The 22,835-nt window shown below is 43.3% G+C and carries 11 protein-coding genes; 7 read left to right on the forward strand and 4 right to left on the reverse strand.

The features are described from left to right. Window positions 1-10 precede the first annotated feature (10 nt). Window positions 11-817 carry a universal stress protein gene (locus B050_RS0106445; RefSeq protein ID WP_018473080.1) on the reverse strand — a complete coding sequence of 269 codons (807 nt, stop codon included), beginning with the start codon at window positions 815-817 and terminating at the stop codon, window positions 11-13. A 532-nt stretch (window positions 818-1,349) separates the two neighbouring features. On the opposite strand from B050_RS0106445, the gene B050_RS0106455 reads away from it, so the two are divergent. The 7 genes from B050_RS0106455 (at window position 1,350) to B050_RS0106485 (ending at window position 10,183) form a co-directional block, all read left to right on the forward strand. Continuing rightward, complete coding sequence (locus B050_RS0106455; protein WP_026235693.1) at window positions 1,350-2,150, forward strand: sulfite exporter TauE/SafE family protein; 801 nt, start codon at window positions 1,350-1,352, stop codon at window positions 2,148-2,150. Between the two features lie 139 nt (window positions 2,151-2,289). Beyond that, window positions 2,290-3,714, forward strand: a complete 1,425-nt coding sequence (locus B050_RS0106460) for an MBL fold metallo-hydrolase (RefSeq protein ID WP_018473083.1) — start codon at window positions 2,290-2,292, stop codon at window positions 3,712-3,714. 255 nt (window positions 3,715-3,969) lie between these two features. Next, entirely contained in the window at window positions 3,970-4,554 is a 585-nt protein-coding gene (locus B050_RS0106465) for a YeeE/YedE family protein (RefSeq protein WP_026235694.1), read from the forward strand. Window positions 4,555-4,582: 28 nt separating this feature from the next. Next, complete coding sequence (locus tag B050_RS0106470; protein ID WP_018473085.1) at window positions 4,583-5,038, forward strand: DUF6691 family protein; 456 nt, start codon at window positions 4,583-4,585, stop codon at window positions 5,036-5,038. Between the two features lie 950 nt (window positions 5,039-5,988). Beyond that, entirely contained in the window at window positions 5,989-7,158 is a 1,170-nt protein-coding gene (locus B050_RS22080) for an MFS transporter (RefSeq protein WP_018473086.1), read from the forward strand. 87 nt (window positions 7,159-7,245) lie between these two features. Next, window positions 7,246-9,306 (forward strand): methionine--tRNA ligase, encoded by a 2,061-nt coding sequence (metG, locus tag B050_RS0106480; protein WP_026235696.1) that lies wholly within the window; start codon window positions 7,246-7,248, stop codon window positions 9,304-9,306. 649 nt (window positions 9,307-9,955) lie between these two features. After that, complete coding sequence (locus B050_RS0106485) at window positions 9,956-10,183, forward strand: hypothetical protein (protein ID WP_018473088.1); 228 nt, start codon at window positions 9,956-9,958, stop codon at window positions 10,181-10,183. Window positions 10,184-10,380: 197 nt separating this feature from the next. Here the strand turns inward: B050_RS0106485 and B050_RS0106490 are convergent, their stop codons facing one another. From B050_RS0106490 to B050_RS0106505, 3 genes are all read right to left on the reverse strand, one after another. After that, on the reverse strand, window positions 10,381-11,160 hold the full coding sequence (locus B050_RS0106490) for a 4'-phosphopantetheinyl transferase family protein (RefSeq protein ID WP_018473089.1): 780 nt from the start codon (window positions 11,158-11,160) through the stop codon (window positions 10,381-10,383). Window positions 11,161-12,010: 850 nt separating this feature from the next. Beyond that, the gene (locus B050_RS0106500) at window positions 12,011-16,078 is read right to left on the reverse strand and encodes a non-ribosomal peptide synthetase (RefSeq protein ID WP_018473091.1); all 4,068 of its coding nucleotides are present in this window, start codon (window positions 16,076-16,078) and stop codon (window positions 12,011-12,013) included. 4 nt (window positions 16,079-16,082) lie between these two features. Continuing rightward, on the reverse strand, window positions 16,083-22,784 hold the full coding sequence (locus tag B050_RS0106505) for a type I polyketide synthase (RefSeq protein ID WP_018473092.1): 6,702 nt from the start codon (window positions 22,782-22,784) through the stop codon (window positions 16,083-16,085). Window positions 22,785-22,835: the final 51 nt, after the last annotated feature.

The following is a 22,835-nucleotide window of genomic DNA, read 5'->3' on the forward strand; positions in this document are numbered from 1 at the left end:
AAGGTCATTATCACTCTGCTTTCAGCACAAGCATGGGGACCGTCACCTGCTGAGCCATTTGAGCGCAGCGACTGGTCTTAAATAGATAATCCAAAAATCCCTGCTGCTTGGAAACCATCACCAATATGGTTTTTGGATGTTGCTGACAGTAGGCAAGGAGGGTTTCGCAGGTCTCTGATCCCTCCAGAGACATGAAGCTGAAGTGTCGGCTGGGGTATTGCTTTTGGAGGTTTTTGGTAAGGCTAGTGAGCGATTGTTGAAGATCCGTTTTTTCCTGATTGATGTGGATGAGGTTATATGGAAGGTTAAACTGCCGCGTAATTTCTATGATAGAAGTGAATTTGGAGGCTTTCAGGTCTTTTGCCGCCACAGCAAGTGATAGGCTGCTGATATGTTTGAATTTGGATTTTCCGGGAATCATCAGCACCGGAGTCTGGCTGCTGCGGATGAGATCGGAAGCCGTGGAGCCAAGCAATACCTTGGATAGGCCAGACTTCCCAGTGCTCCCTATCACTATCATATCGTACTTTTCCTCTTCAGCAATTTGAATTAGCGCATCGCTAGGATTTTTTTGGAGGATAAGGCTATTGCTTTTGATCCCTTTTCCTTCTAAGACATCAGACCATTTCCTAATAAGTATTGCCCCTTGCTTTTCCATATCAGCAGCATAACTGGCCGTTTGAGCTGCAAAATCATAGATTAAGGTATAGGCATGTACCAAAGTGATGCTGGCATCGAGTGCTTTGGCCAGGCCAGAGGCAAACTTAATTGCATTCTTTGACGATTTAGAGAAATCCACTCCTACTAATATCTTCATGTCTTGGGTTTTTGTGAAATCAATTAAATATACTTTTTTACCAACAAAAGACCATAGCCATTTTCATTACTTTTTTGGTTCCATTTAGATTCCTGAGGAAGTTGTTTTATAGCCTTTCGGCAAATAAAAGGACTGTAATATGCTGGTAGTCAATGGTAGCGAGACCTTTTTGTGAAGAAAGTGTTTGAAGTGATAATAAGCAATCTTCATCTATATAGACCTTCTTGTTGACCAATATAAAATGCAGGAATATGCAAGCGATCATGCTTTGCATAGCCCTTTGTGATTTAAAAGACCTGAGTTTTTTTGGCCATCTAACCAATGTCAGAGCCATTTGTGACGGTTTTTGGTAAGTTCTTTGCAGTTATTTTTTTCAAAATAAATCGGTGATCCAAATCTAAAAGAATCAATCGTTGTTTTTCAGCATGATTAAATAAGGGTGTTTTTAAAACTATAGTGCTTAATGTAACATTTATCACTGTGGATCCGCTTTCATTGGAGTAGTTTTGGAGTATCAAAATGAGATTATCAAATGGAGATACAACAGATAATAGGGTATTTGGCGGCAATATTAATCGGTCTTAGCTTAGGCATGATTGGTGGTGGTGGGTCGATATTGACTGTGCCAATTTTAGTTTATTTACTTCATGTGGAGCCGGTTTTGGCAACGGCCTATTCCTTATTTGTGGTGGGGCTGACCTCATTAGTAGGCTCTGCCAAGTATATGAAGGCCCAGCTGATCTCTTATAAGGCAGCCTTAATCTTTGGCTTGCCCTCCATGGTCGCGGTGTTTGTCATTCGCAAATTCCTCATTCACGCGCTTCCGGACGTTATAGGTACATTTTGGGGCTATGAGCTGTCCAGAGATGTCTTCATACTCTTGCTATTTGCGATTTTGATGATGCTGGCCGCGATATCCATGATCAGAAACGGGGAAAAATCCGAGCCTTCCGATCAGAATAGTTCGCTTAATGTTAAGGTGATCTTTCTTGCTGGCTTATTGGAGGGAAGTATCACAGGGATCGTTGGTGCCGGGGGAGGGTTTTTGATTATCCCAGCCCTGGTATTATTAGCACATCTCCCCATGCGGACGGCTGTGGGAACCTCCTTATTGATTATCGGCGTGAAATCCCTCATTGGATTTACTGGTGATGTGATGGAGCAGTCGATCGACTGGATGTTTTTGGTTTGGTTTTCGGCCTTGAGTGTGGTTGGGATATTCATAGGCGCACGATTTGCTAGCCGAGTTGATGAGTCCTCCCTTAAGAAAGGATTTGGATGGTTTGTGTTAGTGATGGGGATATATATAGTCATCAAAGAGCTGGTTTTATAGCTTGATGGCACATAATTACCGCCTTAAGTGACAAAAATCACTGAACTTTAGTACTAATAAAATTAGTTTTACAATAGAAATATCAGAAAGCCTTTATAGGTTTTCATTTCAATAAACCGCAACTATAAACACAGATATTATGAAAGTAGAACAGATTTATACAGGATGTCTGGCCCAGGGAGCTTACTATATAGAGTCAGACGGGGAAGCCGCCATCATTGATCCACTTCGTGAAGTGGCGCCTTATATTAAGAAGGCTGAGCGCAATGGGGTGAAGATCAAGTATGTATTCGAAACTCATTTTCATGCAGACTTCGTGTCTGGACATATAGACCTGGCTGAGAAGACCGGGGCACAGATTGTTTTTGGCCCTACCGATGCCAAATTGGGCTTTGAGGCCAAAATCGCCAAAGACGAGGAGGAGTTTTTTATTGGCAAAGCCAAAATAAAATTGATCCATACTCCGGGGCATACCATGGAGAGTTCATGCTATCTGCTATTCGATCCAGAAGGAAAACCAGAAGCTATTTTCACGGGTGACACCTTATTCATTGGAGATGTGGGGCGTCCGGATTTAGCACAGAAGGTTTCTTCAGACCTCACCGAGGAGAAGCAAGCTGGACATTTATATGATTCGCTGCGCAATAAAATTATGCCTCTGCCAGATCATTTGACAGTATTCCCCGCACATGGAGCAGGAAGTGCCTGTGGCAAAAATATGAGTAAGGAGACTTCTGACTCTCTTGGGAATCAGAAAAAAGAAAATTATGCCTTGCAGGAAATGTCCAAGGAGGAGTTTATAGAGAAGTTGACCGAGGGGCTTACTCCACCGCCGGCGTATTTTCCTGAAAATGTGAAGATGAATATCGAAGGCTATGATAGCATCGATACCGTACTCGAGAGAGGGGCGACTCCACTGGATCCTAAGGCCTTTGAGGCGACTGCCAATGATACCGGGGCCGTCATGCTTGACACACGCTCACCGCAGGAATTTGCTAAGGGCTTTGTGCCCAATAGTATCAATATCGGAATCGATGGGAATTTTGCCGTATGGGTAGGGACCATGTTGCCGGATATTAAACAAAAAATACTCGTAATCGCTGAGAAGGGACGTGAAGAAGAAGTGATCACCCGATTGGCGAGAGTGGGCTATGACTATGCCCTTGGATACCTCGAGGGAGGCTTTGAACAGTGGGAGAAGGCTGGTAAGGAAGTGGATCAGATCAAGGTCGTCTCTCCGGAAGAGCTGGCGGAGATCGCTCAGGACTCCGATCAGGAAGTAAATATCCTTGATGTGCGTAAGGAGAGTGAATATGAAAGTGAGCATGTGAAAGATGCCAAAAATGTCCCCTTGGACTATATCAATGAAAACATGGATGAGGTGGACCGCAATAAAACTTACTATGTCCATTGTGCAGGCGGATATCGCTCCATGATTTTCACCTCAGTACTGCGTGCAAGAGGCTATGACAATCTAGTGGATATCAAAGGAGGCTTTAAGGCCATTAAGGACTCCGAGGAATTTGAACTTACGGATTTCGTCTGTCCTTCCACCAAACTCTAATCACCTTCTTGATAAGGCTTAGGGAGCTCCAGGGCCTATATATCGGGAAATCCGACCCTGGCTGAGTACCTATGACTTTGACGAAGTCAGTATACTACAGTAGGCTAAGCCACCCAATCCCAGGAACGGCCTTGCACACAAAGGCCGTTCCTCTTTATTTCTCCTCAAATGTCTCTGCCCGCCGTAGGTAATGGTTTAAGATGAGGGCTTGGGGAGAAAGGGATTAATTCTAAAATCACCCAAATTAAAAATCAAATGTTAGAAATTATGAATTGGCTGCGAGAGCCGTGGCCATGGTATATTGCCGGGCCTTTATTAGGACTTACAGTGCCTGTACTATTATTGATAGGAAATAAGTCATTTGGGGTTTCCTCATCACTTCGGCATGTATGCGCGGCATGCGTTCCTGCCAAAATCCCCTTCTTTAGCTATAATTGGAAGAAGGAGATGTGGAACCTATTATTTGTAGCGGGCATCGTAATTGGTGGTTTCTTAGCCGCCACCGTGCTGACCAATCCCGCGTCTATGGTCGTTGCTGAAAGTACTCAGACGGACTTAAGAGCTTTGGGAATTACTAATTTCAATGACTTACTGCCTCATCAATTGTTCAGCTGGGAAGAAACGAACTGGTCCATTGTATTGATATTCTATGTATTGGGCGGTTTCTTGGTAGGATTTGGAACCCGTTATGCAGGCGGTTGTACTTCTGGCCATGCTATTATGGGAATCAGTACCCTGCAAGGTCCCTCTTTGGTGGCCACCATCTTCTTTATGATTGGGGGAATAGTGATGACTCACCTTTTTCTCCCCACTTTACTTCAGTTTGCCTTAGGCAATTGATAGATTTTCAGCAGCAAAATATATAGCCATGAATGCAAAAACAATAGATAAGGCTCCTTCAGAGGAAAAAGGCCTTCAATTACTTAAATACTTGATCGTCGGGATATTTTTCGGCTTGATTCTGGTCAAATCAGAAGTGGTAAGCTGGTTTAGAATTCAAGAAATGTTTCGTTTCCAGTCCTTTCATATGTATGGAGTCATTGGTGCGGCGATCGCCGTGGGGATGCTATCGGTATTCTTAATTAAGAAATTCTCCATAAAAACCCTGGCAGGAGAAACTGTCGAGATCAAAGATAAGGTGTTTAAAAAAGGACAAATTATTGGTGGTTTTATATTTGGATTGGGCTGGGCAGTGACTGGCGCATGTCCAGGGCCTATTTTTGCCCAAATAGGAGCCGGGTATTCCGTGACTTTGATCACCTTCATCAGCGCTTTAGCCGGGACTTGGGTGTATGGTCGTTTTGCACATAAACTCCCTAATTGACAATTAGCAAAGCCTAAGAGAGGAATCGATTCCACCCTTAGGCTTTGCTGCTTTTTATCTGCTTTTTTGGCGGCCCTTTTTTAATAGTCCCATGTAGAACTAAATCTGAAATAGTATTTTATCATAGCTAATCCTTCTTGCCTCTTGAGGAAATAATCAGCCATGGGGCTGTAGTGAATAGCTAATGTTTCGAGTAGCGATTGTAGAGTTTACTTCCGCTTAGCTTTATTTATGCTTATTACTTCATTTATGCTTATTACTTCCAAAGCTTAAGCGAGAACAGATGTTACTGAGCGTGTTAAGCCATAGCTTTTTTGAAATCTAAAAATAGAGTCTAAGCTTAAGAGCGATGGTAGAGGCCAGGTGATATTACTTAAACGGGTCTCGTTAAGGAGATATTTTTTTTACGACCTATTAAAAGACTTTTTTATAGATAAATCGGATAAGAATGACGGCGGCAATAATGACGATGCCTGCGATTACTAGTTCCATGATTTCTGAGAGTTTGTCTAGTTGATAACCAATATCTGATCCAAATGGTTTGCACTAGGATTATGTTTGAGGAAGATATTGGATTAAATGGTAGATGGAGAATTTATCTTGTACTTTGTAATGGAATCTTCCCTAAGCTACTTTGAGGATTATTAAGGTTAGGCATTAAGAAAATGAATGGCTGATCTTAGGATGTTGAAGCATGATGGAAGTTGGTTAGTTTTTAAGCAGTCCTGGGAAAGGAGCTGAGTTAAGGCTTACTTTATAGATTAGGAGGTTTTTTATTATGGCAAGAGGCAGGAGTTTTGGAAGCGAAATGGGGGCTTAATTTTATGAATGCATTTTATTTTCCGAAAAATATCGGATGCAACCGATTGATATATTAATTATCAAAAATGGATAGCCAGAAATGGTAAAAAAGTCCTTTTCTTTGTAGTGCAAACCTATACCAACGAATTATGAACTTATTAAGAAAGAGACGAGTAGCGTTAAGCGGACTCTTTTTTCTGGCAGGATTAAGCTTTGCATCCTGGGCTTCCAGAATTCCCGATTTTCAGCAGCATTTTGATTTGAGTGAGGGGCAATTGGGCACCTTATTACTAGGGATGCCTCTTGGATCTTTGCTGGCATTGCCATTAGCGGGCTGGGCAGTAGATAAATATGGTAGCAGGCGGGTGATTGTGGCCGGAAGTATTTTTTATGCGATCTCACTTTTGAGCCTCGGTTATACCCAGAGTATCATTCAGCTGGGGGTAGCCGTGATGTTTTTTGGGATGATGGGAAACATCATGAATATCTCCCTTAATACCCAGGCTTTGCTGGTGGAGGATGGATATCAGCGAAGTATTTTGGCCTCTTTTCATGGTTTATGGAGTTTTGCTGGGTTTGCGGGTGCCGGTATTGGCGCCTTGATGATCCAGTTAGGCTGGGCGCCAGTGTATCATTATTGGGTGGTCAGTATCTTAATGCTGGTGATTCTCGGCAGCAGTTTTCAATTGTTATTTAAGGAAGAAAAACGTACCGGCTCCGGCGGTTTAGTACTGCGGAAGCCCGATGCTTTATTGCTACGAGTGGGTTTGATAGGCTTTTTTGGGATGATGTGTGAAGGATGTATGTTTGATTGGAGCGGGGTATATCTGAAAAAAGTCGTGATGGCCGAGCCACATTTGGTGCCCTTAGGATATGTGACTTTTATGGCAGCGATGGCTTCAGGAAGATTTGTATCTGACTTTCTCGCCAATAAGTGGACAAAAATTGTGATGCTGCGGATTTCTGGAGGTCTAATATTTTCGGGCCTTTTGATAGCGGTGGCTTTTCCCTCATTTATCAGCTCAGTGATTGGCTTTCTTTTGGTGGGTTTTGGGACTGCATCAGTGATTCCGCTCTCTTATAGTATTGCAGGAAGGTCTAAGATGTATGCGCCTAGCATAGCCTTGGCCTTGGTATCCACCATTTCCTTTTTTGGATTTCTATTGGGACCTCCCTTGATTGGATTTATCGCCGAGCTATTTAATTTGCAGATTTCATTCGCCTTTATAGCGGTGATGGGGATGTGTATTACCTTATTAGCTACGGTAAAAACGGATATATTTTTCGCCTATAAGAAGAACGCCGACAGCTTGACCTAGGATTGTTCTCCTTCTATGGGGGATTTGGAAGGACTAAGGAAGGGAAACCTTACGAAAAAAAGTCAATTTTACCTATCTTTGCAGCCTATGAGCAAATCAGAATTTAAGAGATATACCGTAACTTCAGCCCTTCCTTATGCCAATGGCCCCTTGCATATTGGTCACTTGGCGGGCTGTTATATACCTTCAGATATTTATGTGCGTTATTTGAGGTCCCTGGGCAAGGACGTGCTATACATCTGCGGCTCCGATGAGCATGGCGTGGCCATTACCATCAAAGCCAAAAAAGAGGGGCTGAGCCCTCAGGAAATCGTGAACCGATATCATCAGATGATGAAAGGGAGTTTCGAAGAATTTGGGATTAGTTTTGACCATTATTCTCGTACTAGCTCGCCTGTTCACCATGATACTGCCTCTGGTTTTTTTAAGGATTTGTACGATAAAGGCGAATTCCTGGAGCAGTCTACCGAACAATATTATGATGAAGAAGCCGGCCAATTTTTGGCTGACCGATATATAGAAGGGACTTGTCCTAAGTGTGGATTTGAACATGCCTATGGCGATCAGTGTGAAAAGTGTGGCTCCTCGCTGAGCCCTACCGAACTGATCAACCCTAAGTCGAAGCTGAGTGGAAACTCCCCCGTGCTGAAGGAAACGAAGCATTGGTTTTTGGACTTGGGTAGGTATTCTTCTTTCCTGAAACAGTGGATTCTTACAGATCATCAGGCAGATTGGAAAAACAATGTCCTCGGCCAGTGCAGGTCCTGGCTGGAGGCCGGTGAAGGCTTGCAGGCACGCTCCATGACGCGAGATATGGACTGGGGTGTACCAGTTCCTGTAGAAGGCGCAGAGGGCAAAGTGCTTTATGTATGGTTTGATGCACCGATTGGTTATATCTCCTCCACCAAAGAGTGGGCGGCAGAAAAGGGTGTCGATTGGGAGCCGTATTGGAAGGATCAGGATACCAAATTAGTACATTTCATTGGTAAGGATAATATTGTATTCCACTGTATCATCTTTCCTGCTATCCTCAAGACTCATGGAGAATATGTATTGCCTGATAATGTGCCTGCCAACGAGTTTTTGAACCTGGAAGGTGAAAAAATCAGTACCTCCCGAAACTGGGCCGTGTGGCTGCATGAATATCTCGAAGACTTCCCTGGAAAGCAGGATGTATTACGGTATGTGCTTACCGCCAATGCCCCGGAAACTAAGGACAATGACTTCACTTGGAAGGACTATCAAGAAAGGAATAATTCTGAGCTGGTAGCAATTTACGGAAACTTCGTCAATCGTGCCGTGGTGCTTACGCACAAGTATTTTGACGGCGCAGTGCCGGCCTGTGGAGAACTGTCGATGTTTGATGACGAGACCCTGGCTGAGTTGAAAGCTTTCCCGGATAAAATTGCTGCCTCTATTGAAAAATACCGTTTTAGAGAGGCCTTGAGTTTCGTGATGGATTTTGCCCGATTAGGAAACAAGTATCTGGCAGACACAGAACCTTGGAAAACTATCAAAACAGATAAAGAGAGAACCGGTACAGTACTTAATATAGCACTAAACATTGCAGCGAATCTTGCAGTGGTTTCTGAGCCCTTCCTGCCATTTACTTCTAGCAAACTATCCAGTATGCTTGGTACAGAAGGCCTAAGGTGGGCTGATGCTGGACAGGCAGATTTGCTTAAAGCAGGGATGAAAATTCAGCCTGGCGAATTATTATTTGAGAAAATCGAAGACGAAACTGTGGAACAACAAGTAAATAAGTTGCTAGATACCAAAAAAGCGAATGAGGCTGCCGCAGCCACCGTTCCTCCCGTTAAAGACACCATTTCATTTGATGATTTCACCAAACTTGATCTCAGGGTAGTTACAGTTTTAGAAGCTGAAAAGCTGAAGAAATCAAAAAAATTGATCAAGCTTTTGGTGGATACAGGATTGGAAAAGCGAACAGTCCTTAGCGGGATTGCTGAACATTTTGATGCTGCTGACCTAATTGGAAAGCAGGTGACGATGTTGATAAATCTTGCTCCAAGAAAAATGATGGGGATTGATTCCGAAGGAATGATCTTAATGGCTGAGGATAAAGATGGCTCCTTGAAGCTACTAAAACCTAGTGATGATACCGCTCCTGGGTCTTCCATCAGTTAATCAGAAATAATAGAAAACACCTTCTTATTCTTTTAAGAAGGTGTTTTTTTATGCTGAAAAATGAATTTTTACAGCTTATATTTTTATTTACGTGATTATCAGTGCGTTATATTAAAATAGTTATTTTTATACAATTTTCTTTTTGTCGCCTATTTTGAAGCTGGGGGCTTAGTGAGGAAGAGGCGCTTATTCTTTTTTCTATTTTGTTATTTATTAAAATCAAAAGCACGTTCCTCTAATTAGATGACTGATCATGGAGCTTATAATTTATTCCTTCACCAGCTTCTACTTTTTTGTAATTTCTAAAAATGTCTCGTGGACCTCTTGATTTTTGAATTCATTTTGGGACGAAAAAATATTATTCAGGAGGTACTGGATTTGTATGAAGTTCCTATGCTAAGCGATGTGATGAAGCGCAAATTTTAGTATTTTCAATACAGAAAAAAATATTTTTTAATCAAACAGGATTTTTTTTCTGTTAAATATCACTGATTATTAGAAGTTATTCACCCTCAGCTGGTATATAAGGCTTTTTACCTTTTATTAAATACGTGTTTAAGTAAGCGAAACGAAAAATACCCCAAATTGGGTATTTTTTTATAGGGCTCTTTGACCTAAATTTACAGCATACATTATAATACATAGTTATATGATATTCTATTATTTATCTAATTTTTACAAGAAGACAGGAGCGCATAAGGTGCATGCGATGAGCTGTCCAGAGATGCCGGATATGAATGAGTTATCTTATCTAGGGCCCTATAATAATTCAGGGGAAGCAGTGAGAAATGCTTCTAAGAAATATGAAAATGTGGAGACCTGCGAACACTGTTGTGGAAACAAGGTGAAATCTATCGTGGAGAAACTTCGGGATTAGACGTACAAAGAATACAATTTTTAATCCCTGATGCTCATCTTGGATATCAAATTATAATACGATCTGCGAATCCTATTATAGCTAGTTTTTTGGGAGCAGTAGTTTCACTAGCTTTCTCGCAGGGATTTTTCCCATAAAAAAATCCCCCTAATCAATAGGGGGAGATCTTATTATATTCTTGTTGTTAACTTTTATTTTTAAATATGACTCTTGATCATTTGTTCGACGAGTTTATCACTCGTTTCGTAGAACCTGATTTTCCTGTATTTGACAGGGAAAGCAAGGCTGATAAGGTAGAGCTCATCCATTAATAAGCTCTTGATCTTCCAGTCAGAGAAGCCACCACCTATTTCGTAAGGGATATACTGATATCCGTCAAGGCAGTTAATCGAGTGAAGGTTATCCACCATTCCAATGGAGGTAGCCTTCAGCAATGATTCCTTTCGGGTCCATAATTTATAGAACTCATGACGAGGAGAATAGGCATTTTCGATATAATGAGTTTCTGGCTTAGTAAAGCAGTTGTTCATCATCGACATAAAGTCAAATTCGCTATTTACATATTCTATATCCACCCCTAGCTCATCCGTACAAAACCCAAAAACCAGCCAGTCGTGGGAGTGAGAAATGTTAAAATGGATGTTTTTCTTATCCTTTAGAATAGGCTTATGATTGATTCCTTCGGTAAATTCAATCTCTTCTGGCTTGCAGTCCAGGTATTTAGCGAGGAGCACCTTAAGGTATCCCTTACCGATGATATATCGAGTACGGTCACTTTCCTTGTGGTAGCGTTCCATGGTTTGGATTTCGGCCTCAGTAAGGTATCCTTGAAGGAGGTCTATCTCTTCCATCAATTTCTTGACAGATACCCTCCATAAGTCCACATGATCATTGATCAGGTAATCCGATTCCTGGCTCCAGTTTGGAAGTAAAACTGTGCTGCAATGAATTTTGCTGATATATAGTGAGCTATTCATGGGATGTATTTATACCTGCTGTGAGTGTTTGATTTACCTGTAAGGGAACGTGCTGCTGTCGGTTAAAACTTGCTTTTTTATTTAGGATTAAACGCATAAGTACTTAGTGGTAAAACTGAATTTACCGTTTTTTGTTCTGTTAAATCACAGAAGGGGATACTCATATTGCTATGGTAAGTCCATAAGGATTTTGCCTCTTTCTGCGTAGGATGATAATTGTAGTTTCTTTGGGGTTACCTCCCCAATCAAAATAGTGTTTTCGTAGAAGTAGTTTATCCTATGTTCTCCTTGTTTTGTACCGTGGTTATCGGTGGTGAATCATTTAGTAAATCTAATTAATTTTTACACCAATAAAAATGTATTTTGTAATAAAAAAAATGAATTTATTTTTTTTGTCGGTAAAGAGTTTAAAAACGCTTACCATTCAAGGTAAAAAGTATAAAACCTCAAGAAAAAATTGTCTTTTAATTAGCTCAACTTGCTTAAATAATTGATTGAAAATATGGGTTATAATTCATTTAATGATGGTTAAATCATGATTTAGCCATATTTAATTTTATTAATACCTCACTGCCCTATCCTTTATGGTACATTTCCTTAAATTCAAGTCAAAGCTTCACTTTAACACTAATATCCAGCTCCAGCTCAGAGATTTTCCTTATTTCTATTAATAATCTGGTTTAAATCCTGAATTTTCCTGATTTATAGAGTGGCCAACCAAAAAGGATAAAGATCTAATTTAATCGGAAGCATTTGGTTAATGGAAGACGAGGATAAGTCGCAGGAATTATAATCTCAGTAAATAAATTTTACTTCTGCCTGCCTAGGATTAAACAGGCAGAAGCATAGATCAGAGTTCTCCATTCATTAATGCTTGTAGCTTATGAGTAAAGGGCTCCACATAAGGGCTTTCAAACATGCTGTTATGATCCCCTTCCACATCGATCACCTTGACATGGTTTACAAAGGGAGCCCAGCCATAATATTTCTCCTCTTTTATAGGAGTTAGTTTGATGCTTGCTTTGAATAATATGCAATCAATGGAAAGGGGGCTGAGTCTGTAATTTTCCAAAGAAGCAGTATTTATCGCTTTAATTTTCTTGATGATTTCAGCCCTGTCTTTAGGTTGTTCTTCCACCTTTTTAAGACCTATTTTTTGAAGTAGGTTTTCCATTTTGCGCTTGATCATCCTAGCCTTGGTGATCCGGAAGGTTTTTGGTGCTTTCCATAATAACTGCAATTCCACCTTGCGCTGCTCAATCTGGGCCGCGATAACATCCATCATACCTTTTTTTGGCACTAGCTCGTCGTCTTGGTCCACATTTGTGTCGAAAATAATCAGGTTTTGCACCGTTTTTCCCCTTTGGATAAACTGCTTGGCCATCTCAAATGCCACATAGCCTCCAAATGAATATCCTCCTATCTGGTAGGGGCCTTCGGGGTTATGCTGGATTATTTCATTTACATAATGCTTAGCGATATTTTCAATTCCTATATTAGGTGAATCGATTCCGTTCAGCCCTTTAGCTTGTAAGCCGTATAGCGGCTGCTCTGCATCTACATAATCGATGAGCTTATAGTAGTTAGTGATATTAGCTGCCACTCCGTGGATGAGGTATATGGGGTTCTTTTTGCCCTGTGGTTTGATGGGGATCAGAGAGCTCCATTCCTGGCTAAGTTCCTCGGTGACATCCTCTCCATCGATGAGCGCACAAAAGTCCCTTAATATGGGGCTTTTAAATAGACTAGTTAATGGAAGCGTTTGGCCAAGTGCCTTGTCCAATTTGCTCATCACTGCAACCGCTAAAATGGAATGCCCTCCCAAGGAGAAAAAGTCATCGTCTAATTGAATATTATTGATTTTTAAGCCCTCTTGCCATATTTTAGCGACCATTTTTTGGGTTTCCGTCCACTCGTCTTTGCTTTGGGAGGAGCTGATATTAACTTTTTTAGATGGTTTGGGCAGGGCTTTTTTATCTATTTTCCCATTGGTATTGAGCGGAAAGTATTCCATTCCTACCCAGTCTGTCGGAAGCATATATTCAGGTAGCTTACGCGAAAGTGCTGTTTTCCAACTGGAGATTTGCTCGGGGCTTATTTTTACCGTTTGAGGTAAGCTGTCTGAGGTCTCATTGTCCGTAAGCATGAGGACCTCATTTGGTATGATATAAGCGACGAGGGACTTAGAGCCGTTACTTTGGTCCAATACTCCCACATGGCCATTGCTTATCCCCGGGAGGGTGTTTAAGAGCAGCTCTATTTCACCAAGTTCTACTCGGTTTCCCCGAATCTTCACCTGATGATCGATTCTTCCAAGGCATCTCAATTCCCCATTAGGCTTGAAAGCCCCCATATCGCCAGTTTTATAAAGACGTTTGCCAGGCAAGGAAGGGCTTTCAACAAAGGCCTCTTGGGTTTGTGCCGGATTGTTAAGGTATCCTATGGTTACCCCTTCGCCAGCAATATAAATTTCCCCTTGCTTACTAATAGGAAGCAGTCGCTTTTGAGGGTCAAGCAGGTATATTTCTGTATTTCCAATAGGCTGTCCAATAGAATCATAATCTTCCTCTGTTTCAAATAGTTTTGCAGTGGACAAGATCGTCGTTTCTGTAGGACCATAAGCATTCCATACTTCCTTGCAGAGCCCCAAAAGTTGCTTTGCGAGGGGTTTTGAAAATGGCTCTCCGCCAGACATAATTTTGAGTGGCAAGGGACTATTCCATCCCACTTGGATCAACATCTGATAGGTGGCGGGAGTGGAAAATAATCGTGTGATCTGATGGTCCTTAAGTGCCTTAAGCAATAATCGGCCATCTTTAGCCATATCATGGTCAGCCATGATTACCGTGCCTCCTCCTATTAATAAACAAAATAGCTCAATCTGAGCGACATCAAAAGAGATGGAAGTGATACTCAGTACCTTATCATCCGAATCGATCCTTAGCTTACGCCTCATATAATACAAGGTGTTGCAGAGGTTACGATGACTCACCAATACTCCTTTGGGAAGACCCGTGGATCCGGAGGTATATAGGATATAGGCTGCAGCATCGGTATCCACCTTGACATTTGGCGTCGAAGCCTCCTTCTTGGTAGCTTCTTCCTGTAGCTTTGATACTTCCAGTAGTTGAAGATTACCTTCCAGACCTTCCTTTAAACTGCGACTTGTGATGACTGCCGCCGCCTGGGAGTCTTTTAAAATATGATTTACTCGCTCTGCTGGCAGCTGGCCATCCAATGGAATATAAGTGTTCCCAGATTTAGCTATGGCTAATAAGGCGATGACCATATCGGCGGAGCGTGGTAGGAAGACCCCGATCCGAGATTGGTCTTTGAGGCCCTTGGAGAGGAGCAGGTTGGCGACTTGGTTTACCCGTCGATTCAGTGCTGAATAACTTAATTTTTGGGTTTTAAATTGTAAGGCTATTTGATCGGGGTATAAGTGAGCCACCTCTTCAAATAACTGTGTGATCGGGGTATTGACAGGGAAGTCGGTAAAGGTTTGATTGAATTTTTCGTATTGATCCAGTAAGGGTTTTCTATCGATAATCTCTAGGGATCCCAGTGTTTTGCTCGGCTCGGCAATGAGCAGGTCCAATAGCTTCATATAGCTTGCCATCATCCCTTCGATGGTTTCTGGCTTGAACAAATCGGTCTGATATCTCCATATGAACTGGAAATCATCCTTAGAATTCGTCAGGTTTAGCGTAAGCTCAAAGTTATCGTAAGCTCTTGGGTTGGAAATCAATTGGTACTCAATTCCATCAAAATTTAATTTAGCATCCATCCCCATGTCCAAGTTAAAAATAACCGGTACCAAGGTGGTTTTGCTAAGGTCTCTTTTTAGCCCTATGGTCTGGATCAATTCACTATAAGTAAATAGCTGATGATCATAGCAGTCAAGGATTTGCTGATTTCTTATTGCTAAATACTCATCAAAACCCAAGTCTTCCTGAATTTTGCTCTTTAAGGGTAACAGGTTTACACAATGGCCTACCAGATCAAAATTACCCGTCGCAGCCTGTCCAGCAGCAGGTACGCCGAGTATTATTTCTTTGCTGTCGCAATAGTTAGATAAGAATATCTCAAAGGTCGTAAGCAGGGTGTTGACCAGGGAGCTTTTGCTTTTTTGTCCCAGTTTTTTGATGGCGTCCAATTTAGCCTTAGGCACCTTGAAATCCATCCTTTTACATTTAAAGGACCTCTCCTCAGGACGTACAAAGTCAGTCGGTAGAACCATTTCCTCCGAAAAATCAGCGTATAGGTTTTTCCAAAACGACTGTATTTCCTGCTGGGCGGGGGAAGATTTATGCTCCTCCAGCTGTTTAGCATATTCACTCAATTGATCGGCAGGAGCCTTCACTGAGGTTTTTTTCTGAACAATATTATTATAAATCCTGCCTAGGTCTTCCAGCAGCACACCGATGGACCAGCCGTCTCCGATGATATGGTGAATGGTCAGGGTCAGCCGGTTTTTATCATCTGCAAGTTCGTGCAAATGAATACGGAACAAAGGCCCTTTTTCCAAGTTAAAGGCGATTAATGAATTGGCAAGGAGAAAATCAGATAGATGCTTTTCCTGCTCTTTTTCGCTCATCGCACGAAGATCCTCCTGCTGGAAAGGCAGGTTGATTTCGGTATGAATAAGTACCATTTTGCCATCGGCACTAAAAGAGGAGCGTAAGGCCTCATGGCGATCGACGATTTGTGTCATCGCAGCACGTATTGCCTCTGGTTTTAGCGGCCCCTCCAGCACGAGCGAAACAGACTCGTTATAAGATTTGTTCGCCTGCTCCCCACCGATCTTACATGCAAGCCAGATTTCCTGTTGGGATATTATCGTCGGAAATACTTTGTCCAGATGCCCATCCTTAAATGGATTAAAGTCGATAGGGATTAGTTTTAATGGGTTATTCATGATTTTAGCTTAGGCTTTTTCCATAATCCAACTGAAGAAATTTACCCGGTCTTTTAGGGTCAGCAATAAACCATGCCAGCTCACCCTCGGGAGTTTTTCCTAATTGAGCTCCCGGAAGGGGAGGCTCAGCAGTGTTTACAGCTTCCATTTTAGGCCCATCATGGCCTGATCCTGAAAGCTTAAATTCTCCCCAAAATCCAGCTTCCACAATTTCCTTTATCCCTTCTTGGAGGACACGAATGATCGTGTCGATATCTTTTTCTTCATAAGCTGCTGTGGCAAAACAAGGGAAGCCATCATAGATATGAAGTCCTTTTTCTCTAAACAAGGTAAACAATAACTCTGTGAAAGGCAGCTCTTCATGGTATTTGATTTTCCAAAGAGAGCCAAAATTGGCAATATATGCTGGAATATTGCTTTCGGTGAAGAACGAATTCATCTCGTCGGCTAACTTTTGAATATATTGGCCAAGCCTGATTTGAAGCTTTCCTTGGTCTTCTTTTAGGAATTTTAAGGACGCTTTTGCTGTGGCAAGTACCAGTGGATGACGTACAAAAGTGCCTGCAAAATAAGTCACCCCAATCTCAGGTACCGACTCATCTCCATATTGCCAAAATCCTCCATCCAGGGCATCCATGAAGTCTTTGCTACCAGCGATCACGCCAATAGGTAGTCCGCCGCCGACCACCTTACCATAGGTGGCGAGGTCAGCCTGAATTCCAAAGAGCCCCTGAGCGCCACGTGGGTGCATTCGGAAACCTGTAATTACCTCATCAAATATCAAGGCCGTTCCTGATTCCTTGGTGATCTGCCTTACCTTCTTCAAAAAGTCTATGGGTTGAAATTCTGGACGACGGCTTTGGACAGGCTCTACTAGCACTGCGGCGATTTCATCTTTTCGTTCTTCGATAATCCTCAAAGCCTCATCAGTGCCGTAATCCAATATCAGGATGTTTTCCACAGACTCGGCCATGATTCCGGCTGCAGCAGGGAATGATTTTAGGGATTTGGTTCCCCGAACGATTACCTCATCAAAGGTTCCATGGTAGGAGCCGTTAAAGGCTACCACAAGTGGGCGCTGGGTGATCGTCCTGGCGATTCTCAAAGCTCCCATCACCGCTTCTGAGCCAGTATTACAAAGCGCAGATCGCTCATGCCCTGTCAGCTCACATACCAGCTGACATACTTCCGCCGATAGCTCATGCTGGGGGCCGATCTCGTAGCCTTTTTCGATTTGCTCTTTTAATGCCTCATTGATGAAATCTGGCCCATGGCCAAATAAAACGGATCCAAAGCCATTTAAAATATCTAAATACTCGTTTCCATCGATATCCCAGAGTTTGGTGCCTTTGGATTTGTTCACTACCAAAGAGTACACCGCTTCTTTGATGGCCGGGTTAAAGCCACTCACTACTCTTGGGTCGGCCATATGGCTTCGGTTTTCCTGAGTATAAGCCTTGCTCTTGGCGGTTTTACTGGTGTATTTTTTTATAAAATCACTGATAAACTCCTGCTGTTTTGCAGGTAAGGTTTGTTTGTTTTTATCGATTCGCGCCGTAGCTCCAAATGGTTTCTTGATGGCAGCCTCTTCGGCCGCGTCCATCGGTGCAGGACTTGCCTTAACAGGACTAGCAACTGGTAGGGGCATAGGCGCAGCTGCTGTCGGGGAGGGTGTGCCGTTCGTGTGGCTAGGACTAGGAGCTCCTTGCTGCAAAAGTGCCAGTTGCTTGGATAAAATCTCCAGCTGCTGACCAATCAGGCCAATAGCAGAGTTGCTACCGTTTTGGCTAAAAGTCTGTACAGAACCCATAGATGCGTAAGTAGCGCTAGCAGGCAAATGGTTTGAGGGGGCTAGCGCAGCTGCTTGAGTTACCTGCTGCGTTTGTACTGGAGCTGCAGGTCGATACTGGTCAGCAGGGAGCTGCTGATCCATATATCCCGCCAAATCCTGAATAGTATCATATTGGGAGGTCAGCTGTCTGAAGGTAACCTGGGTGCCAAATTCCTTTTTGATAGTAAAGGAGAGCTGAGTCAACAAAAGTGAATCAAGCCCTAGCTCAGAAAAAGTAGCATCCAAGGGTGCATCATTTAATTCTAAACCTGAAGCTTCTTCTAAAATTTGCTTTACTTTTTCAATTAATGCGGGTAGTCTCATTAGAGTAGTAGTCTGTTGTGGTGTTGAGGGAGAATTTGAGGATTGATTTTCTGCTTGCATGGAGGAGTTGTCGCGGTTTATGACCACGGGCTCGATCCAGCACCGCTGCCGGTCAAAGGCATAGGTAGGCAGTTTTAGCTTATTTCTGGATTGTCCTTTATAAAAGGAAGTTGGGTTGATCTCCACGCCGGCGGCATGTAACTGTCCTAAGCTATCCAACAGTTGCTTATATTCATGATCGTCCTGGCGTCTTTCCATGCTGCAGACGGTGGGTATTCCTTTGGCTTCGGGATGCTGTTTTGTAAGCGAGGAGAGTACATTTCCAGGTCCCACTTCCACCAAGGCCGTGCCTGGGGAATCATCCAAAAGAGCCGCAATTGCAGGGCTGAACTTGACCGTTGCGCGTAAGTGATTGGTCCAATAATCTGCTGAAGTGGCCTCCTCAATTTTTAATTCTCTACCGCTGACGGTGCTGAATATTCTAATTTTGGGGGCTGAAAGTGTCGCCTTAAGCACTTCCTTGCGGAAGTCCTCCAGGACTGGATCCATCATCGCGGAATGAAAAGCATGGCTGGTAAACAGTTTTTTGTTTAATATCCCTTGCTGGTCTAGAAGTGAAATGAATTTCTGAATCTCCTCCTCAGGACCCGCCACCACGCAGAGTTTTGGGGAATTGATAGCTGCCATAGATAGATTGGCAGGTAGGATCTTAGTTATTTCTTCGTGGTTTGCTCGTACTGACAGCATATCGCCTGTAGGCAGTTTTGCTACCAGTTTGCCGCGAACTGCCACCAATCTTACCACGTCTTCCAAGGTAAATACTCCTGCCAAATGGGCGGCGACAAATTCCCCAATGCTGTGTCCACAAAGGATATCAGGCTCATAGCCCCAGGAAATCCACTGCTTAGCCAGAGCGTATTCCATCGCAAAGATGGCCGGCTGGGTGTATTGGGTGTCTCTCAGCTGATCTTCTGCCACCGAATCTTCGATGTCAGGATAGATGATCTCTAATAGAGACTTGCCGATTAATGGCTCGAATAAGGCACTGCAATGATCTAAGGCTTCCCTAAATATTGGCGCAGCATCATAAAGCTGTCTTCCCATATTAAGATATTGAGCCCCTTGGCCGGGGAAGAGGAAGCTTAGTTTATTCGATACGGTAGATAGTTTTTGCAAAGGTAAACCATGTGAAATAGCTCGCTCTAATTGGCGTACCAGATCCATTTGGTTTTGGAATACTAAATGACTCTTTAGGGAATAATTTCCCACCTTTATATGATTGGAATAGCTGAGATCATCCAAATTGAGGGAAGGTGATTCCTTCAAAAATCTAAGTAGCTTTCGGTAATATAATTTGATACTGTTCTCAGTTTTGGCCTGGAAGGCCAATAAATGAAAAGGAGCAGTGCTGGCGTCGGAGGTCTGCTCGCTCTTGCTGACTTCCTCCAGGATAATGTGGACGTTGGTCCCACCGATGCCGAAGGAACTTACACCTGCTCGCAAGGGGAAGTCAGCCTTCCAAGGGCTACCCTTCTTTTGGATATAAAAAGGAGAGTCCGCCAGGTCTAATAATGGATTTGCAGAAGTAAATCCAATTGTGGAAGGAAGGTATTTATGCTGAATAGATAACACGGTCTTGATCAGCCCGACGATGCCGGAAGCGGCGGTAAGGTGACCCAAATTGCTTTTTACAGAGCCTACTGCGCAGTAATTGGTTTTCTCCTGAGGACCAAAAGCGATCTTTAAGCCTTCCATTTCTATAGGGTCTCCCACCGGCGTGCCAGTGCCATGTGCCTCAATATAGCTGATGGTGGCCGCAGAGATGTCAGCATCCTCGATGGCTGTAAGGACGGCACCTGCCTGTCCTTCCGCACTAGGGGCAGAGAATGAGCTCTTTTGGGCGCCGTCATTATTGACGCCTATTCCTGTGATGGTGGCAAGGATATCATCTCCATCCTGAATAGCCAGGTCATAGTTCTTAAGCATGATGGCGCCTGCACCATCGCTGAATACCGTCCCAGAAGCCTGCTCGTCAAAAGGCTGACAATGCCCATCCTTACTGAAAATAGCGCCTTCTTGGTAAAGATGACCAGCATGGATGGGAGAAGAAACGGTGGCTCCCCCAGCAATAGCCATATCACACTGTCCCGTACGAATGTACTGTACCGCTTGGGCCACGGCTAGCAAGGACGTGGAGCAGGCAGAATGTACACTCACCGCTGGGCCATTAAGGTCAAAATGATAGGCCGTACGCGTGGTGACATAATCTTTTTCATTAAGAGCCATGACATTTAGCTCTCCATGCCGATCCATCAATTGCTGATTGGGAAGGAGGTTTTTCTGGAAATAGGTATTGTTATTGGTTCCTCCAAATACCCCTATTTTATAATCATCAGCAGTGTATTTATGCTGCGTTTTTTCTAATAATTCCCATGAAAGCTCCAGAAAGATTCTTTGCTGGGGATCCATCAATGAGGCTTGGATTGGGTTGATCCCGAAGAATGCTGGGTCAAAATCCGTAGCATTTTCGAGTATTCCACGAGCCTTAATATAGTTGGGGTCACGAAGCTTTTCTTCAGAGACCATAGGGTCGATCTCTTCCTCGCTGAAGAAACGGATCGATTCCTTTTCTTCCACCAGATTTTGCCAGAAGCTAGCAATATCCTCCGCTCCTGGGAATCGGCCGGACATCGCGATGATAGCCACCTTTTTACCTGATTTCTGCGGTTTTGCTTTGTGAGATTTTTTTGATTTTTTACCAGTATTGCTGATGAGCTGGGCTATTCCAGCGACACTTGGCTTATGGTATATTTTGGTGACCGGTACCTCTTTGCCTAGCTGATCTTTGATTTCTATAGATAAGCGCTGCGCCAAGAGGGAGTTTCCTCCCAAGTCAAAGAAATTATCAGAAGTACTTACTTGATCATAATGCAGGATCTTGCTGAATATCTTGCAGAGAGAAGCTTCCAATTCACCCAATGGCCATACCACCGGGCTGTTGATGTTTTCTCTTTTGTTGACAGGATTGGGCAGGGCCTTACGGTCAATTTTGCCACTGATGGTCCTTGGGAATTCCCGTACCTTAAAGAATATGGAGGGGACCATATATTCAGGTAGGAGATTAGCCAAATAGCCACTTAGGGCTTGTGAAGATAGTTTTGAGCTACCAGAACTGTAGTAAGCCGCCAGGTATTTTTGGCCGTCCTCATATTCACGGGCAGTTACTGCCACTTGCTCTATTTCCGGATGGCGAGCCAGGACGGTCTCGATCTCCCCTGGTTCGATGCGATGCCCACGGATTTTTACCTGATCGTCTTTTCTTCCCAAGAAGATGACTTCCTGGCTATCCTTGATCTTCACCAAATCACCTGTGAGATATACTCGAAGGCTGTTTTTGTCGCCATCGACGATAGAGATAAACTTAGACTCCGTAAGCTCTGGCTTATTGAAATAGCCATCGGCTAAGCAAATCCCACCTATCGCCAGTTCTCCTTCCTGGCCATTGGCTAGAGGTTGATGGTTTGCATCCAAAGCCCACAGCCTTACGCCATCGATTGGGAAACCGATGGAGGGAAGTTCCGGCCATTGTGCCAGATCTTTTGGCGCCAAGGTTAGTTGAGATACCACATGGGTTTCCGTGGGACCATATTGGTTCTGAAGGGTACACTGATTTAATTCTCCGAAAAAGCGACGCACTTTTTCGGTAACTTTAAGCTGTTCTCCAGCCGTAATTACTTCCTTTAGAGATTGGGGATAGACGCCATGAGCCACTGCCGTATTGGCAAGAGACTGGAGGCTCACAAATGGCAAAAATAACCTTTCGATCTGTTGTTTATCCAATAGACGCAAGAGCGCTAAGGGGTCTTTTACAGTATCCTCATCGATCAATACCAGACATCCGCCCGTACTTAGCGTGGCAAATATCTCCTGAAAAGATACGTCAAAAGTAAATTTGGAAAACTGTATGGTTCTGGCCGGAGAAGGAGATTGGGCGACCTTCTTTTGCCATAGAAGGAGGTTTACCAATGGCTGATGAGCCATCTTTACCCCTTTAGGCTCTCCAGTACTTCCGGAGGTGAATAAGACATACGCAGGATGCTCAGGAAGGATTTTTACCTGCGGAGCTAGGATGCTATTCCCTTCTTTTAGCTGATCCTGAATGATAAATGCGCTCGCTAAAGTAGAGGCTTCGGAGGAGGTGGCTAAGGTGTAAAGTGCCAACTTGCTTTGGCAAGCGGCAATAATATGATTCTTCCGCTCCTCCGGGAATTCTGGAGCCACAGGTACATAGCCCGCACCGCATTTCAGAATAGCAAGGATACCAATAATCATTTCTATGGAGCGCTCTGCACAGATGGGCACCGTATCCCCTGGCTTGATTCCTTGAAGGACCAGCTGGTTTGCCAGGAGATTACTCCGGTCTGCTAGTTGCTGGTAAGTCAAAAAAGTCTGGTCATGCTGTAAAGCGACCTCTTGGGCATGAAAGCTTAAACTTTCATTGACCAAATCTATAATGGTTCTTTTATTTCGTTGCTCTGTTGTAGTAATCATAACTACGATAATTTATGTGGCCCACCTAAAATTCTACTAGTGGAAAGTTTG

The sequence above is a fragment of the Echinicola pacifica DSM 19836 genome, assembly GCF_000373245.1.
Taxonomy (GTDB): Bacteria; Bacteroidota; Bacteroidia; order Cytophagales; family Cyclobacteriaceae; genus Echinicola; species Echinicola pacifica.

Excerpts from the sequence above, each read along its gene's own strand:
- B050_RS0106470 (WP_018473085.1), top strand. The coding sequence starts at position 4,583 with ATGAATGCAAAAACAATAGATAAGGCTCCTTCAGAGGAAAAAGGCCTT.
- B050_RS0106465 (WP_026235694.1), top strand. The coding sequence starts at position 3,970 with ATGTTAGAAATTATGAATTGGCTGCGAGAGCCGTGGCCATGGTATATT.
- B050_RS22080 (WP_018473086.1), top strand. The coding sequence starts at position 5,989 with ATGAACTTATTAAGAAAGAGACGAGTAGCGTTAAGCGGACTCTTTTTT.
- metG (WP_026235696.1), top strand. The coding sequence starts at position 7,246 with ATGAGCAAATCAGAATTTAAGAGATATACCGTAACTTCAGCCCTTCCT.
- B050_RS0106460 (WP_018473083.1), top strand. The coding sequence starts at position 2,290 with ATGAAAGTAGAACAGATTTATACAGGATGTCTGGCCCAGGGAGCTTAC.
- B050_RS0106490 (WP_018473089.1), bottom strand. The coding sequence starts at position 11,160 with ATGAATAGCTCACTATATATCAGCAAAATTCATTGCAGCACAGTTTTA.
- B050_RS0106445 (WP_018473080.1), bottom strand. The coding sequence starts at position 817 with ATGAAGATATTAGTAGGAGTGGATTTCTCTAAATCGTCAAAGAATGCA.
- B050_RS0106485 (WP_018473088.1), top strand. The coding sequence starts at position 9,956 with ATGATATTCTATTATTTATCTAATTTTTACAAGAAGACAGGAGCGCAT.
- B050_RS0106505 (WP_018473092.1), bottom strand. The coding sequence starts at position 22,784 with ATGATTACTACAACAGAGCAACGAAATAAAAGAACCATTATAGATTTG.
- B050_RS0106500 (WP_018473091.1), bottom strand. The coding sequence starts at position 16,078 with ATGAATAACCCATTAAAACTAATCCCTATCGACTTTAATCCATTTAAG.
- B050_RS0106455 (WP_026235693.1), top strand. The coding sequence starts at position 1,350 with ATGGAGATACAACAGATAATAGGGTATTTGGCGGCAATATTAATCGGT.